Source organism: Mesorhizobium sp. M0040, assembly GCF_040323505.1.
GTDB lineage: Bacteria > Pseudomonadota > Alphaproteobacteria > Rhizobiales > Rhizobiaceae > Mesorhizobium.
The window spans coordinates 151,614-166,206 of the sequence record NZ_JAMYVA010000007.1 but is presented as its reverse complement, the minus strand read 5'-3'; the positions used below and the strand labels follow the sequence as shown (position 1 = coordinate 166,206).

At 63.2% G+C, this 14,593-nt stretch carries 14 protein-coding genes; 2 read left to right on the top strand and 12 right to left on the bottom strand.

Annotation, left to right across the window (positions count from 1 at the left end; all coding sequences use genetic code 11):
* Window positions 1–12: 12 nt before the first annotated feature.
* The 3 genes from NKJ91_RS09160 to NKJ91_RS09150 all read right to left on the bottom strand — a co-directional run bounded on the left by NKJ91_RS09160 (window position 13) and on the right by NKJ91_RS09150 (window position 2,159).
* Window positions 13–930 carry a sigma-70 family RNA polymerase sigma factor gene (locus NKJ91_RS09160; RefSeq protein ID WP_352455267.1) on the bottom strand — a complete coding sequence of 306 codons (918 nt, stop codon included), beginning with the start codon at window positions 928–930 and terminating at the stop codon, window positions 13–15.
* A gap of 10 nt (window positions 931–940) precedes the next feature.
* Window positions 941–1,480 carry a dihydrofolate reductase family protein gene (locus NKJ91_RS09155; RefSeq protein ID WP_352455266.1) on the bottom strand — a complete coding sequence of 180 codons (540 nt, stop codon included), beginning with the start codon at window positions 1,478–1,480 and terminating at the stop codon, window positions 941–943.
* A gap of 139 nt (window positions 1,481–1,619) precedes the next feature.
* A complete protein-coding gene (locus NKJ91_RS09150; protein ID WP_352455265.1) occupies window positions 1,620–2,159 on the bottom strand; it encodes an Lrp/AsnC family transcriptional regulator in 540 nt (179 codons plus the stop codon).
* A 48-nt stretch (window positions 2,160–2,207) separates the two neighbouring features.
* Between NKJ91_RS09150 and NKJ91_RS09145 the strand changes: the two genes are divergently transcribed.
* Together NKJ91_RS09145 and NKJ91_RS09140 are read left to right on the top strand one after the other, a co-directional pair.
* A complete protein-coding gene (locus NKJ91_RS09145) occupies window positions 2,208–3,389 on the top strand; it encodes an MFS transporter (RefSeq protein WP_352455264.1) in 1,182 nt (393 codons plus the stop codon).
* A gap of 49 nt (window positions 3,390–3,438) precedes the next feature.
* The gene (locus tag NKJ91_RS09140) at window positions 3,439–3,867 is read left to right on the top strand and encodes a GNAT family N-acetyltransferase (protein ID WP_352455263.1); all 429 of its coding nucleotides are present in this window, start codon (window positions 3,439–3,441) and stop codon (window positions 3,865–3,867) included.
* Here NKJ91_RS09140 and NKJ91_RS09135 read toward each other — a convergent pair whose 3' ends face one another.
* The 9 genes from NKJ91_RS09135 to murA all read right to left on the bottom strand — a co-directional run bounded on the left by NKJ91_RS09135 (window position 3,868) and on the right by murA (window position 14,525).
* Complete coding sequence (locus NKJ91_RS09135; protein WP_352455262.1) at window positions 3,868–4,998, bottom strand: anhydro-N-acetylmuramic acid kinase; 1,131 nt, start codon at window positions 4,996–4,998, stop codon at window positions 3,868–3,870. It lies immediately after the preceding gene.
* A gap of 5 nt (window positions 4,999–5,003) precedes the next feature.
* On the bottom strand, window positions 5,004–6,005 hold the full coding sequence (locus NKJ91_RS09130) for a serine hydrolase domain-containing protein (RefSeq protein ID WP_352455261.1): 1,002 nt from the start codon (window positions 6,003–6,005) through the stop codon (window positions 5,004–5,006).
* A gap of 69 nt (window positions 6,006–6,074) precedes the next feature.
* Entirely contained in the window at window positions 6,075–7,823 is a 1,749-nt protein-coding gene (locus NKJ91_RS09125; RefSeq protein ID WP_352455260.1) for an ABC transporter ATP-binding protein, read from the bottom strand.
* Window positions 7,820–8,659, bottom strand: coding sequence for an ABC transporter permease (locus NKJ91_RS09120; protein ID WP_023676049.1), 840 nt, complete (start codon window positions 8,657–8,659; stop codon window positions 7,820–7,822). The genes NKJ91_RS09125 and NKJ91_RS09120 overlap by 4 nt, the downstream gene beginning before the upstream one ends.
* Window positions 8,659–9,618, bottom strand: a complete 960-nt coding sequence (locus NKJ91_RS09115; RefSeq protein WP_352452397.1) for an ABC transporter permease — start codon at window positions 9,616–9,618, stop codon at window positions 8,659–8,661. Before NKJ91_RS09115 ends, NKJ91_RS09120 begins: the two co-directional genes overlap by 1 nt.
* A gap of 34 nt (window positions 9,619–9,652) precedes the next feature.
* Window positions 9,653–11,173 carry an ABC transporter substrate-binding protein gene (locus tag NKJ91_RS09110; RefSeq protein WP_352455259.1) on the bottom strand — a complete coding sequence of 507 codons (1,521 nt, stop codon included), beginning with the start codon at window positions 11,171–11,173 and terminating at the stop codon, window positions 9,653–9,655.
* Between the two features lie 99 nt (window positions 11,174–11,272).
* The gene (gene murQ / locus NKJ91_RS09105; RefSeq protein ID WP_352455307.1) at window positions 11,273–12,196 is read right to left on the bottom strand and encodes an N-acetylmuramic acid 6-phosphate etherase; all 924 of its coding nucleotides are present in this window, start codon (window positions 12,194–12,196) and stop codon (window positions 11,273–11,275) included.
* Window positions 12,197–12,381: 185 nt separating this feature from the next.
* Window positions 12,382–13,272, bottom strand: a complete 891-nt coding sequence (locus tag NKJ91_RS09100) for a glucosamine kinase nucleotide-binding domain-containing protein (RefSeq protein ID WP_352455258.1) — start codon at window positions 13,270–13,272, stop codon at window positions 12,382–12,384.
* Complete coding sequence (gene murA / locus NKJ91_RS09095; RefSeq protein WP_352455257.1) at window positions 13,269–14,525, bottom strand: UDP-N-acetylglucosamine 1-carboxyvinyltransferase; 1,257 nt, start codon at window positions 14,523–14,525, stop codon at window positions 13,269–13,271. The genes NKJ91_RS09100 and murA overlap by 4 nt, the downstream gene beginning before the upstream one ends.
* Window positions 14,526–14,593 lie beyond the last annotated feature (68 nt).

The following is a 14,593-nucleotide window of genomic DNA, read 5'->3' as shown; positions in this document are numbered from 1 at the left end:
TCCTGCTGCTGGTTAGGCCGGCCTGGAAACGACTACCGCACCAGCCGTCGGCATGATCCAGGGGCAGGCATAGTAATCAGTGATGCGATTTATGATCCCGCCGGCGGCTTCGATCCGAACCGGATGGGCCGGCTTCCAACCGTTTTCGCCATGGTGGAGCACGAGCAGCACGGCCTGGCCATCGATCTCGCCAATCGCCATTTTCCAGGTCGCCGAGGCTCTTTCATATTCGACGAAGTAAGGTGATTCCGACAGCCTGCCCTTGAAGCAATCCGCGACACGCAATTGTGCGTCGGCGCTGGTCAACGCCCGTACCCCATCCCAGTCGCGGCGGTTGAACAGTTCGACATAGCGGCTGAGCAATTCCAGGAATTCCGGATCGCGTTGGGGCTCCGAACGGACGATTGGCTCGCCTGACAAGGCGGCCAATTTCGAACGGCCACGGCTCAACGCAGCCTTGACGCCGCCCACAGTCGAGCCGACGAGGTCGGCGATCTCTTCCAGCGAATAGTCGAAGACGTCCTTGAGCAGGACGCAGGCGCGTTCTTTGGGCGGCAGGTGGATCACCAGCCGTTCGATCGCGCGATCCGCGCCCTGGCCCGCCGGCTCGACCGGCAGGACGATCTCGTCTTCGGCGAAATTGGCCTCCGCATGCCGACGCACCTGCCGGCTTCGCAGGAAATCGATGCAGCGATTATGCGCAATGCGAAACAGCCAAGGGCGAAGAGCACTCGCATCGTCCAGCTTCTCGATCTTCCGATAGGCCTCGAACAGCGCCTCTTGCATCACGTCTTCGGCGTCGAGCGTTGAACCGGTCATGCGTGCACAGTAGCGGTGCAGCCGTCCACGCAAATGCGCGACTGTCTCCAGAAAACCGGCGTAGCGGACGTCGAAAAGCCCGGTCGGGTCAAGTCTTGGCTGCATCTTCATGGCATACGGATCATAGCGGGACATAGGTCAACGCAATGACGCCGTTCTTGAAACGGTGGGTATCTATAAGCTCCAGTCTGACCAGGGACGGGTCGACATCCTGGAAAGCGCGTTTGCCATGGCCGACGCGGGTCGGCACGATCGAGAGCTGATACTCGTCGACAAGCCTGTTGGCGAGCAGCGTCTGGTCGAGATTGCTCACTCCGTACTTCAAAATGTTGCCGCCGGCCTGCTGCTTGATCCTGGCAATTTCGGCAGCGATGTCGCCTTCGATCAGCGACGCGTTCCAGCTCACTTCCTTGAGGCTGCGCGACGCGACGAGCTTCTTCAGCCCGTTCATGCGATCCACGTACTTGCTGCCTTTGACCTGCGGCCAACGCGCCGAAAACATTTCGTAGGTGACGCGGCCGAGCAGGAAAAAATCCGCCTCGCCGGCCTTTTCATAGGAGTGTTCCTTCATCTCCTCGTCGAAGAACGGTGACGCCCATTCCATTGGTGCTTCGATGACGCCGTCCAGCGAAATGAAGCTGCCCACGATCAATTTTCTCATCGCGTGTCTCCGGTTGCGCAACAGGCATCCCGTCGGATCCAAGAACCGGCGCAAACGAACCGGCCGGACGGATGACCACAGGATGCAGTGCCTAAGACGTTTCCGGTTCGACTTTGGATACGCGTGAGAATCGTTTGAGCTAATAAAGCGGCTTGGCCATATGCCGGGGGGTCGGCCATTCCGTCGTTATCCCCGGCTGCACCGGCCGCTCGAGATAGGTCGACAGGACCACATAGCTTCGGGTCGAGGTGACGCCAGGCGTTTCGTAGAGGCGCGACAGCAGGCCCTCGAGCGCCCGCGTGTCCTCGGTGCGGACCTTGATCAGCATGCATGTGTCGCCGGCCACCGAATGGATCTCCTCGACTTCGGGGTGTTCGGAGATTGCCATCAGCTCCGGCGTCTTTCCCCACCCCTTTGTGTCGATATGGACAAAGGCAAGCAGCGGCTTGTGCACCGCCTTGGGATCGATGATGACCGCGGTGTTGCGGATGGCGCCGCTGCGCCGGAGGCGCTTGACGCGTTCATGGGCTGCCGGCGGTGAAAGGCCGACGCGGTCGCCGAGCTCGGCATAGCTGATCGTGGCGTCGTCGACCAGAACGCCTAATATTTTTCGGTCGGTTGCATCGATATCGCGGGCGGCGGGCCTGTTCTGCGGAATGCCATCTGTTTCTTCATTCATATTAAAATTCCCGATTGATGCAGAATTTAATACGGCCATTATTGCCATATGTCGAACACTGATCAAGTCGCCACATTCGCAGCGGCCCCCAAGCCGCCAATCCCGGCACTCGCTTACCTGCTGACGGGGTGCATTGCCGTGATCGGCTCGAACTCGCTGGTGCTCGGTCCGATCGCGCCGGCGGTGGCCGCGTCCTTCGGCACAAGCGTGCCGGCGGTCATGATCGCGTCGGCCGCGTTCGGGCTCGGGACGTCGGCAAGCGCCTTGTTCCTGGCGCGCTATATCGATCGGCTTGGCGCCCGCCGCATGCTGCAAGGGGCGTTGCTGCTGCTGGCGATAGCGCTCGTCGCCAGCGCCGCTGCGCCGACCGTGACGGCGCTGGTCGCGGCCCAGCTTCTCGCCGGCATCGCTGCAGGTGTCGCCATGCCGGCAATCTATGCCAGCTCCGCCGCGATTGCACCGCCCGGCCGCGAAAGCGGCACCATAGGCGTCGTGCTGACCGGCTGGACGCTGAGCATGGTCGCCGGCGTTTCGCTGTCGGCCGTACTTGCCGATCTGGTACATTGGCGCGCCGTTTTCGCGACGGTCGCGGTGCTCGCAGCACTCGCATTGGCCAGCCTGTCTCTGACGTCGCTCAGCGATGTCAGGAAGAGCGGTCCGGCGCCGACGCCACTGGGCGCCTTGAGCGTTCCGGGCATCGTGCCGCTTCTGGTTGCCTGCGCCGCCTTCATGACCGCGTTCTACGGCATCTACGGCTATCTTGGCGATCACCTTCACAACGGCTTGGGACGGCCGGTCAGTGCCAATGGGCTTGCCGCGCTCGCCTATGGCGCCGGCTTCGGCGCGGCGGCACTTCTTGACGGCGTTATCGACCGCTTAGGCGCGCGGCGTGTCATGCCATTTGCCTATCTGCTTGTCGCGGTCGTCTATGTAGTGATTGCCGCGGCAAGCAGTAGTTTTCATCTGACCATAGCGGTGATAGCCGTCTGGGGCCTTGCCAATCATTTCGGGCTGAACGTCCTGGTGATGCGCCTGTCGGCGCTCGACCCTGCGCGTCGCGGCACGATCATGGGTTTGAACAGCGCGGTGACCTATCTTGCGGTGTTCGTAGGCACCACGGCGTTCGGACCGCTCTATTCCACGTTCGGTTTTGCAGCATCGGCGGTGATTGCAGCTTTGCTCATGCTAATCGCTGCTGCGGCAGCGGCGTGGCGTTCGCCGAAGCTATAGCGCAGCAAGGCTTGCTTCTCGGTCCCGTCCTTCGATAGATGCTTGGTGGATGGACAATACAACGCTTGAGACAACCGCCGATCCCTTGCCGCACGAGCTGGCTTTTCTCGGAGAGCGGCTTGCGGCGTTCAACGACAGTGATGTCGGCGCCTCCTGCAGGAAGGCATTGGCCGTGTTCGTGCGCGATGAGCATGGCGCTATTGTCGCCGGCATCTCGGGATATACAGCCTGGGGCTGGCTCTATGTGCAATGGCTCTGGGTCGATGAAAAACTGCGCGGTCACCGCATGGCCGGCAGGATGCTCGAGGCGGCCGAGAGGGAGGCGATCGCGCGCGACTGTCACGGCGCCTGGATCGACACGTTCAATCCCAAGGCCGCCAAGGCCTATGAGCGCCAGGGCTATCAGCCCTTCGGCGTGCTCGCCGATTTCCCCATTGGCCGCAGCCGTATCTTCCTGCAGAAGAAATTGTTGGCTTAGTTAGCCGGCAAGGCGTCCGCCGCGCATCGGCTGGGGCACGCCGGTCGTACTGGGGAAGCTGATCGGCAAGCCTCTGAGCACGCGCACTGCCAGGAACGCAAAACACTCCGCCTCCACCGCATCGCCCTTCCAGCCAAGCGCCTCGGCCGGAACCGCTTCGACGCCAGCGCGGCTGGCAAGCATGGCCATGATCGTTGGGTTGTGTCGACCGCCACCGCTGACCACCAGCCGCTTCGGCCGGCGCGGCAGAAGATCGAGCGCCTTGCCGACGGCGGCCGCGGTGAAGGCCGTCAGCAGGGCTGCGCCATCCTCGGCGTTCATTCCGTCCGCCATCGAGGCGCCGAAATCGAAACGGTCCAGCGATTTCGGGTAGGGTTTGGTCAAATACGGATGCTGCAGGAGCTTGGCCAGCCGTGCCTCGTCGACCGTGCCGGCGCGGGCAAGGGCGCCGTCGCGGTCCATTTCGCCAAGCCCCTTCGATTTGATGAAGTCGTTCAGCGGTGCGTTGGCAGGCCCGGTGTCGAAGGCAACAACATTGTCCTTGCCGTCCCACCAGGTGATGTTGGCGACGCCGCCGAGATTGAGCACCGCCGTGTCGCCGGTGGCGTCGGCTTCGCGCAGCAGCGCGGCGTGATAGGCGGCCGACAGCGGCGCGCCCTGGCCGCCGGCGCGCATGTCGGCCGAGCGGAAGTCATAGGCGACCCTGGTGCCAAGGATGGCATGCATCAGCTCGCCGTCGCCAAGCTGGCGGGTCTGGCCCAGTCGGCCCACTTGGGGGGCACGGTGCAGCACGGTCTGGCCATGGAAGCCGACGACGCCGATATCGGCCATGGTCAGACCGTGACTTTCGACAAGATCCTTGACCGCGGCGGATTGGGCGCGCGTCAGCGCCTCCTCTGCCTCGTGGAAGATTGCCGGTTCCGGCCCTGTGAAATTCCAGCTCCTTGCCTGGCGCAATGTCTCTTCCAGCAAGGCCCGGATCGACTGCGGGTAGGGGGCCAGCGTGTAGGTGCCGAAATCCACGATCCGTTCGCCGTCGGTCTTGATCAGCGCGACGTCGATATTGCCGTCCAGCACGGTGCCGGTCATCAGGCCGACGGCCCACATTGGTTCGCCATTTTTCGCAATCATGGTTGTCAGGCTCCGTTGACGAGATCGCCGACCGCTTGGCGAAGCGCTGCGATCCCGCTGTTGAAATGACGTGTCGGATGGATCCGGTTGGTGAGCAAGGTCCAGGCTCTGCCTTTGTCGAAGTCGACCCACAGCCCGACACCGGTAAAGCCGGTATGCCCGATGGTTTCGGGGCTGCATAACCGGCCGCCGGACCAGCCTTCGTAGGGTCGCTCCCAGCCATGGGTGCGGGTTGCCGACAAGGGCGTGCGCATTAGCGCGATCGAACGCTGCGACGCGCCGGTCCCGTCCAGCAGCCCTTGCGCAAAGTCGAGGACCGAAGCCGCCGTTCCGAACAGGCCGGCGTGACCGGCACCTTGCAAGGCCGAGCAATTGTCGTCGTGGACCTCGCCGCAGAGCACGCGATGGCGCCATGTGCAGTCTTCGGTCGCCGCCGCTTGATCCGGTTCGGCGGAGAACGCGAAGCCCGGACCGGGATCTATGTCGCGAATGGTCTTGCCAGACAGGCGCTCCAGGACGAAGCCGAGCAGGATGAAGTTGATATCGGAATAGACCGGCTCGCCAGCCTGCCATTCGCGCTGCAGGATGAAGGCGCGCAGCAGCTCGGGGTCACGCCCATAGGTGTAGATTGGCGCGACGGCGGGAAACGGTGTCTGATGGCCGAGACACTGGCGAAACGTTACGTTCCGTTCCCAGGCTTTTTCGTCATATTGGCGAAGGTCGGGCAAGACGGAAATCAGCGGCGCGTCGAGGTCGATGACGCCTTCTTCCGCCAGCGCCAGGATACGCGACGTGGTGAAGATGACTTTGGTCAGGGATGCCAGGTCGAACCATGTCCCGACATGCATCGGCCGTATCTTGGGCACGACTTGGGCTGAGCCGATTGCCCGGACGATGCGTTCGCCGTCCCCGTCAACTATGCCGAGCACGCCGCCCGGAATGCGCGATGCGGCCACGGCCGCTTCGAGCGGGGCGAATGCGCGGGAGAAGAGATCATGGTCGATCAACTACGCCTCCGTTTGGAAGGCAGCGATGGGGCCGTCCCTCCGGCCTTTCATATCCTTGGGCGACAATCATCACACTTCCACCCGTGCTCTATGATCCGGCCCGAATTGCTGCCAATTGGCCGGGCCCGGCTCAAACCCCAGCGGACGCACGAGCGAGGGGACCTGGCGCGTGTCCAGCTCGAAACGTTCATGCCGCCGGTCTATAGTAGGAACGGCCGCGATAAGCTGTTTGGTATAGGAGTGCTTCGGCTCCGAGAGCACCGATCTGGCATCGCCGATCTCGACAATCTGGCCGGCATAGATGACTGCGATGCGATGGGCGATCCGCTCGACGACAGCCATGTCATGCGAGATGAACAGATAGGCCAGCCCGAATTCACGCTGCAGCTCGATCAAAAGCTTCAACACCCTGGCCTGCACCGACACATCGAGCGCCGAAACCGCTTCGTCGAGGACGATAACCGAAGGATTGAGCATCAGCGCGCGAGCGATGCACAGGCGTTGCCGCTGGCCGCCGGAGAATTCGTGCGGATAGCGCTGCAGGCTGTTTTCCGGAAGGCCGACGCGTTTCAGCAGCGCGGCCATTTTCGCCCGTGTTTCAGCAGTTATCCGTCCGCCGGTAGCGATCACCGGCTCTGCGAGGAGGTTTTCGACGGTGAGTCTGGGATTGAGCGAGCCATAGGGATTCTGGAACACCATCTGCACGGGAAGGGCGCTCTGCCCGGCGGCGGCCTTGCGCGCGCCGGCCGAGATTGTGCCGCGCGTCGAGCGCACCAGCCCCAGAATCGCGCGGGCGGTGGTGGACTTTCCGGAACCGCTCTCGCCGACGACCGCCAATGTCTCGCCCGGCATTAGCTCGAAATCCACACCGTCCACGGCATGGACGGCACCGCTGGTACGGCTGAGAAAGCCACCCTTGACTGGAAATCGCACTACGAGGCCATCGACCTTCAGCGCCGGCTCGGCAGCTTTTTGTTTTTCGCGTTGCGCGTCCCTGCGTGTCGCGCTGCCGCCGGCGAAATGCGGCACCGCATGTAGCAGATGCCGCGTATAGGGATGCTGCGGATCGTCCAATATCTGGTTCAATGCGCCCTGCTCGACAGCTTCTCCGCCTTGCATCACCATCACCTTGTCGGCGATGCCTGCAACCAGACCGATGTCGTGGGTGATGAAGATCATCGACATCCCGGTTTCCTGCTTCAACTCGGCGAGCAGCGCCATGATCTGCGCCTGCACCGTAACATCCAGCGCCGTCGTTGGCTCGTCGGCAATGAGCAGGCGCGGGTTGCACGCAATCGCCATGGCGATCATCACCCGCTGCAGCATGCCGCCCGACAGCTGGTTGGGCGTGTATTTCAGCCGCCGTGCAGCGTCGGGAATACGGACGCGGTCGAGCGCGTCCTTGGCCGCCGCCGTTGCTTGTCGTCCGGTCAGGCCGCGATGCAGGCGAAATGATTCCTCGATCTGCCAGCCAATGGTCAGCACCGGATTGAGCGAGCTCATCGGCTCCTGGAAGATCATGCCGATTTCGCCGCCGCGGATCTTCGTCAATTGCGGCTCGGCTGCGGCGGTCAGGTCGAAGGTGCTGCCGTCGGCCCGCCTCAGCTTGATCGACCCGCCGGTGATGCGGCCGCCGCCATAATCGACAAGGCGATTGATCGACAGCGCCGTAACCGATTTGCCCGAGCCGCTTTCGCCGACGATGGCCAGCGTTTCGCCGTCGGCGAGATCGAAGCTGACGCCGCGCACGACCTCATTGGCTTGCGGGTTGCGACCGAAGCCGACGCGCAATCCGCTGACGGACAGCAGCGGGATCATGCGATCGATCTCCGCATCTTCGGGTCGAGGACATCGCGCAACGCATCGCCGAGCAGGTTGAAACCGAGGATGCCGATCATGATCGCCACGCCCGGGAAGATCATCAGCCAGGGAGCTGTCTCCATCAGATTGCGGCTGTCGCTCAGCATCAGGCCGAGCGACGCGGCGGGCGGCTGCGTGCCGAGCCCGAGGAAGCTTAAGCCGGCTTCGGTCAGCAGTGCCCAGGCCAGCGCCAGCGTCACCTGAACCGTCAGTGGCGCCACCAAATTGAGCAGCAGATGCCGTGTTACGATATAGCCCGCACTGCTGCCGAACGTGCGGGCCGCGTCGACGAACTCGCGCGCCTTGAGCGACAGAGCCGGACCTCGCACGACGCGCGTGAAGATCGGTGTGTAGACGATGGCGATGGCAATGACGCTGGTCGAGGTTCCCGGTCCCGCAACCGCGACGATCAGCAGCGCCAGCAGGATCGCCGGGAACGCCAGCACAACGTCCATGATGCGCATCACTAGGCCGTCCCAGCGGCGCCCGAACCAGGCTGCCGCCAGCCCGAGCACGGTGCCGGCCAGTGTCGCGACGGCGACCGAAAAGAAGGCCACGATGAAGGACTGGCCGATCCCGGTCATCAGCCGGCTTGCGACATCGCGGCCGAACAGGTCCGTGCCCATCCAGTAGGTGCTATCAGGCGCATGCAGCCGTTCGACCCGGTGCTGCGTCAGCGGATTGTGCGGCGTCAGCCCCAGCATGCCAAGCACGGCAAGCAGCAGATAAAGCGCAACGATCGCACCGCCGATGCGGCCGCTGGGATGCGCAAATATAGCTCGCAATGTCGCCATCAGTGCTCGCTTAGCCGGATACGCGGGTCGAGCGCGACATAGGCGAGGTCGACGAGGAGATTGACGATCATGAAGTTGAAGGCGATGAACAGCACGCTTCCCTGCACCAGCGCGTAGTCGCGCTGCAGGATGGCATCCAGCACCATGCGGCCGAGACCGGGCAGCGCATAGATCTGCTCGACGATGACAGCTCCGCCCAGGAGGTAGCCGAACTCTATGCCGCTCAGCGTCACGACCGGGATGAGCGCGTTGGGCAAGGCATGCCGCCAGATGACGCCGCGCGCCGAAACGCCCTTGCTGCGCGCCGTCCTGACATAGTCGTCGCTGAGCACATCGAGCATCGCCGAACGCGATATGCGGGTCACCGAAGCCGCGAAGGCAAATCCAAGCGTGACCGCAGGCAGCAACAACTGGCCGAGATTGCGCAGCGGATCCTGCCACAGCGGCGAAAACTCGCCCATCGCCGGCAAAACGCCAAACCCCGCCGACAGCGTGTAGATGATCAGCAGGGCAAGGACGAAGTTCGGCGTCGACTGCCCGATCATTGCGACAACGCGCACGCCGAGGTCGGACAGCTTTTCGTTATGGGTGGCGGCAAAGATCCCCGCCGGCATGCCGACAAGCAGGGCGATGACCATCGACAGCAGGGCGAGTTCCAACGTTAGCGGGAAACGCTCGAGGATGACGTCGAGCACCGGCCTGCCATAGGTGGACGAAATGCCGAGATTACCTTGGAAAAGACCAAGCAGCCAGCGCCAGTATTGGATGAACCAGGGCTGGTCGATGCCGAAATAAGCTGCAAGCGCATCGCGCTGCTGCGGCGTCAGCAGGCCGGCTTCGGTCCCCAGCATTGCCGTGATCGAATCGCCCGGAACCATCCGGATCGCCAGGAACACCACGATGGACACGCCAAGCAGGACGAGAGGGAAGGTCGCCAGTCGCCGCATCAGATAGTTCACGCGAAGAATACCCTCTCGTCCGGCATCAAAGCAGCTACTGGATCGTCACCTTGGCGAGGCTGAACAGCGAGCCTGTCGGCACCGGTTCGAATCCTGCGATATTCTTCTGCTGTGCCGTGTAGCTGTAGGACGTGTAGAGCCAGATCCAGGGCGACATCTCAGTGATGTGCTTCTCGAAGTCGGCGAAGATCGCTTTGCGCGCTGCCGGGTCGGTCTCGGTGCGGCCCTTCTGCATAAGACTGTCCAGCGTGTCGTCGATATAGTTCGCCACCTTCTGCAGATTGCCCGTCTTGGTCCAGTAGCGGTTGTACATAGTGTAGGGATCGGCCCTGCCGCCGTTCAGCGCAACGGCCATGTCGAAATCGCCCTTCAGCCAGGCGTCGACATAGACGTTGAGCTCCATCATCTTGATGTCGAGCTTGACGCCGATTTCTGCGAGCTGCGACTGGATGACCTGGGCTTCCGCCGCTGCCGTCGGCGGCTCGCCGGTGGCGCCGATCACGGTCGCCGAAAAGCCGTCGGCATAGCCGGCTTCGGCCATCAACTGCTTGGCCTTCTCAATGTCGCGCTTATAGCAGAACAACTGCTTCGGATCGGTCGCCAGTGCCGGGATGGTCAGCGGGCCGGTGACCTTGCCTTCGCCGAGCGAGGCGGTGTCCAGCACTTCCTGCCGGTCGATGGCGCAGGAAATCGCCTGACGCACCTTGAGTTCGGTCATCGGCTTGCGGGAGGGATTGAGCTGCAGCACGTGATAGGCAAGCACCGGCACGCGGTTCAACTGCAGGCTGGCTTCCTTGGGCACCAGCGTGGCGACAAGCGGATCGTTGAGCAGGGCAAAATCGATCTGCTTGGTGCGCATCGCCGCCAGGATCGCCGTCTCGTCCGGCAGCACGCTGATATCGATGCCGTCGACGCCGGTCGCGCCGCCTGCCCAGTCCTTGTCGGCGACAAGCACTTCCTTGGAATTCGGATCCCATTTTTCGAGCTTGAACGGACCCGAGCCGATCGTTGTCGTGCCGATCGAGCCGGCCGCGATTTCGCTTGCCGGGACGATCGCCGCATTGACGTCGCTCATCGCCGTCAGGATCGGCACGTCCGGCTGCGAGAGGTGGAACACGACGGTGGCGGGATCGGGCGTGTCGATGCTGGCGATCGAGAGAAAGTTGGCGCGCGCCGCAGCACCCGTCTTCTCGTCAAGTATGCGCTCGAACGATGCCTTGACGTCGGCCGAGGTCACGGCGGCGCCGTTCTGGAATTTTGCTTTCGGATTGAGCTTGAAGCTCAGCTCCTTGCCGTCCGGCGAGAACTGCCATGAATCGGCAATCGCGGGCGTGATTTGCAGGTTTGCGTCGAGTCGCACCAGCGGTTCGTAGATCAGCTCCAGCAGCCGCAGTGAGGAGAATGCCGTCTGCTTGTGCGGATCAAGACCGGTGGCGTCCTGCGACCACGCCATATGCAGCGTCGCCGCACTCGCCTGCACCGGTAGCGCGGCGATGCCAACCATTGCCGCGAGCGTCATGCCGGAAAGCAGTTTCTTGCCAATGTGCCGTACCATTGTCGTCTCCCATTATTGTTAAACCAGATGCCTTGCAGTTCCCCGGACCGCTTCAAAGGGACACACGCCCCGGAACATCGGCCCAGTATCCATGCGGTCTTACACCGTCTTTTCGCCTATCGCCTTGCGCAGGAAACCTCCCGCGTTGGCAAGCGCCTTACGTGCTTCTTCGACACCCATGCCGGTGATCGTCACCAGGATTGCCAGTTTTACATCATTGCCGGTCTGGTCGAGTGCCTGTCGTGCCTGCTGTGCCGCGCAGCCGGTCGTCTGCATCACGATCCTGACCGCCCTTGCGACAAGCTTCTTGTTGCTTGGATTGAGGTCAACCATCAGGTTCTGATAGCTCTTGCCGATGCGGATCATGCTGGCGGTAGACAGCATATTGAGCACCAGCTTTTGCGCGGTTCCCGATTTCAGCCGGGTCGAGCCGGTGAGGACCTCCGGGCCAACCACCGGAGAGATGCCAATATCGGCAATGCCCGCAATGGTCGATCGAGGATTGCAGGACAACGCCACGGTGGTGGCTCCCACTTCCTTGGCATAGGTCAGGCCACCGATGACATAAGGTGTGCGTCCGCTGACAGCGATGCCGACCACCACGTCGCCAGCGGTCAGCTTGATGTCCTGCAGCGCCTTTATTCCCTGTTTCGGATCGTCCTCGGCGCCTTCCGCAGAGTGCACCAGCGCGTCGACGCCGCCGGCGATCAGGCCCACCACCATGTCCTCGGGTACGCCGAAGGTCGGCGGACATTCCGAGGCGTCGAGGACGCCGAGCCGGCCGCTGGTGCCAGCCCCCATATAGACAAGGCGTGCACCGTTCTGGAACGCGCTCACGATCCGATCCACGGCCGCAGCAATATCGGGGATGACCTTCTCGACGGCTGCCGCAACGCCTTTGTCCTCGTCATTGATCTTGCGCAGCACCTCGAGGGTCGGCAACAGATCGATGTCCATGGTTTTCGGGTTCCGGTCCTCGGAAACCAGCCGCTCCAGCTCCGACATCAACCCTTGTTCGACCACTTCGCTTACTTTCAAGTGCGACTGCGAGCAGGACTGTGATGCCCGCGGCAAGCGGCGTCCAGTGCCTGCACCTGGCCGTCGGCTCCGTACCGGCTGCGCCGGTTCTGTTTCGTTAACTTTTTAGAATTCGATATTCCCTTTGTCAACGGAAAGTAGGAATATTATATTCCTTGCCGAGCAAGGCATCACTGGCGGCAGAGGGATTTTCTGGCCAGGATTATGGCTCCCGAAACCGCATCGCCGTCGGCCGGCTTCAGCCGTCGGCGGACGTCGGGAGCGAGCCATGGCTCAAGCGGGCTGGACAACCCTCCGAGCAACGTAACCCGCGGCGCGCCTTTTTCGAACAGCACCCGCACGAAGGTGTCGATCTGCTCGGCAGCGCCTTGCACGATCCGCCGACCGGCCGGATCGCCCTGGTCGGCATGGCGGATCACCATCGGCGCCATGGCGGCATAGTCCGTCGCGCTGGCGCGGTCCATCCAGGCCACCGCCTCGAACGGATCGTCCTTGAAGCGCTGCATCACCTCGGCCAGCAGCGCCGTCCGCTCATGCCGGCCGTCATGGGCTCGCAAGGCAAGCTGCACTGCCTTCAGTCCAAGATCGGCGCCGCTGCCCTCGTCGGAAATCGGAAAACCGTAGCCGCCGACGCGCAGGTCGCGCCCTTCGACAAAGCCGAGCCCGATCGAACCGGTCCCGGCTATGACGATGGCGCCGTCTTGACCCGAATGCGCGCCAAGGCAAGCCGCGACGCCGTCGCTGAGGAAGTCGATGCTCGCAAAGGGTTGTTCGATGCCATGAAACGCCTCGAGCGCACCCTTACGGCCGATGCCGGCAACACCGATACCCGCGCGGATACTGGCGATTTCCGCCGCCGCGAACCCTGCCTCTTCGATCGCCGCGCCAAAGGCTTTGGCAATCGAGGCCCAGGCCACCTCTATACCGAGTCGCGTTGTCGCCGGGCCCGACAGGCCTTGCCCGAGCACGGTTCCTGCCTCGTCTTCGATACGCGCCCGGCAGCCGGTTCCGCCGCCATCGACGCCCAGGAAATAATGCGGAGACGCCCCACCGGCACTCATTGCCTTATTCGTTCGATCTGGGCGCCGCACAGCCGGAGCTTGCGGTCCAACTGCTCGTACCCGCGGTCGAGATGATAGACGCGATTGATCGTCGTCTCGCCCTCCGACACCAGCGCTGCCAGCACCAGCGAGACGGAGGCGCGCAGGTCGGTCGCCATCACTTGCGCGCCCTTCAGCTTCTCGCCTCCGCGCACCAGCGCCATGGTGCCTTGCAGCTTGATATTGGCGCCGAGCCGCATCAGTTCAGGCACATGCATGAAGCGGTTCTCGAAGATCGTCTCGCGCAACAGCGAAGCGCCCTCGGCACAGCACATCAACGCCATGAACTGCGCCTGGAGATCGGTCGGAAAGCCCGGATAGGGCTCCGTCGTCACGTCGACCGCCTTGAGCGGCCCGTCTCTCGATACGATCAGCCCGCGGTCGCCCGGCCATATTCTCACACCGGCTGCTTCGAGCAGCTGGACGACGGATGCCATGTGCTCGAGCCGCGCGTGGGTCAGCTCGAGCTGACCGCCGGTGATGGCCGCTGCGACGGCATAGGTGCCGGCCTCTATCCGGTCCGGGATGATGTCGTGCGTGGCGGCGCGCCAGTCTGTGCTGCCCCCGATCAGGATGCGGTGCGTGCCGGCGCCCTCGATCCGCGCGCCCATGTCGTTCAGGCAGGCGGCAAGATCGGCCACCTCCGGCTCGCGGGCCGCGTTGAGGATCTCGGTCTCGCCGTTTGCCGTCGTCGCCGCCATCATCGCCGTTTCGGTCGCGCCGACCGACGGCGAGCTCAAAACGATGCGCGCGCCTTTCAGTCCGCCCGGCGCAGACGCGACGATCAGTCCGTTTTTGATCGCGATATCGGCGCCAAGTGCGGCAAGTGCGGCGACATGCATGTCGACCGGCCGTGCGCCGATCGCGCAGCCGCCAGGCAGCGAGACCCGGGCATGGCCGAAGCGGGCAAGCAGTGGACCGAGAACCAGCACCGTCGCGCGCATGCGCCTGACGGTATCGTAGCTTGTCTCCCTGGAAGCGGCAGCACTGGTATCGATTGTGGCGGCATGCGCCGATCTGGTGACTTCGGCCCCATGAAGGCCGACGACGCCAAGCATGTTGTCGACATCCGTCACCTCAGGCAGGTTGGTCAGCTGCAGCGGATAGGGGCTGAGCAACGCCGCCGCTATTTGCGGCAAGGCCGCGTTCTTGGCGCCGGAGATCGTCACCGCGCCCTCAAGCCTGTGCCCGCCGACGATCCGCAATTTGTCCATGGCTCTGACCTAATCCCGAGCTGTCGGCGAGTCTACGATCTTTCATGTCCGAATCGTCGACATGCCCG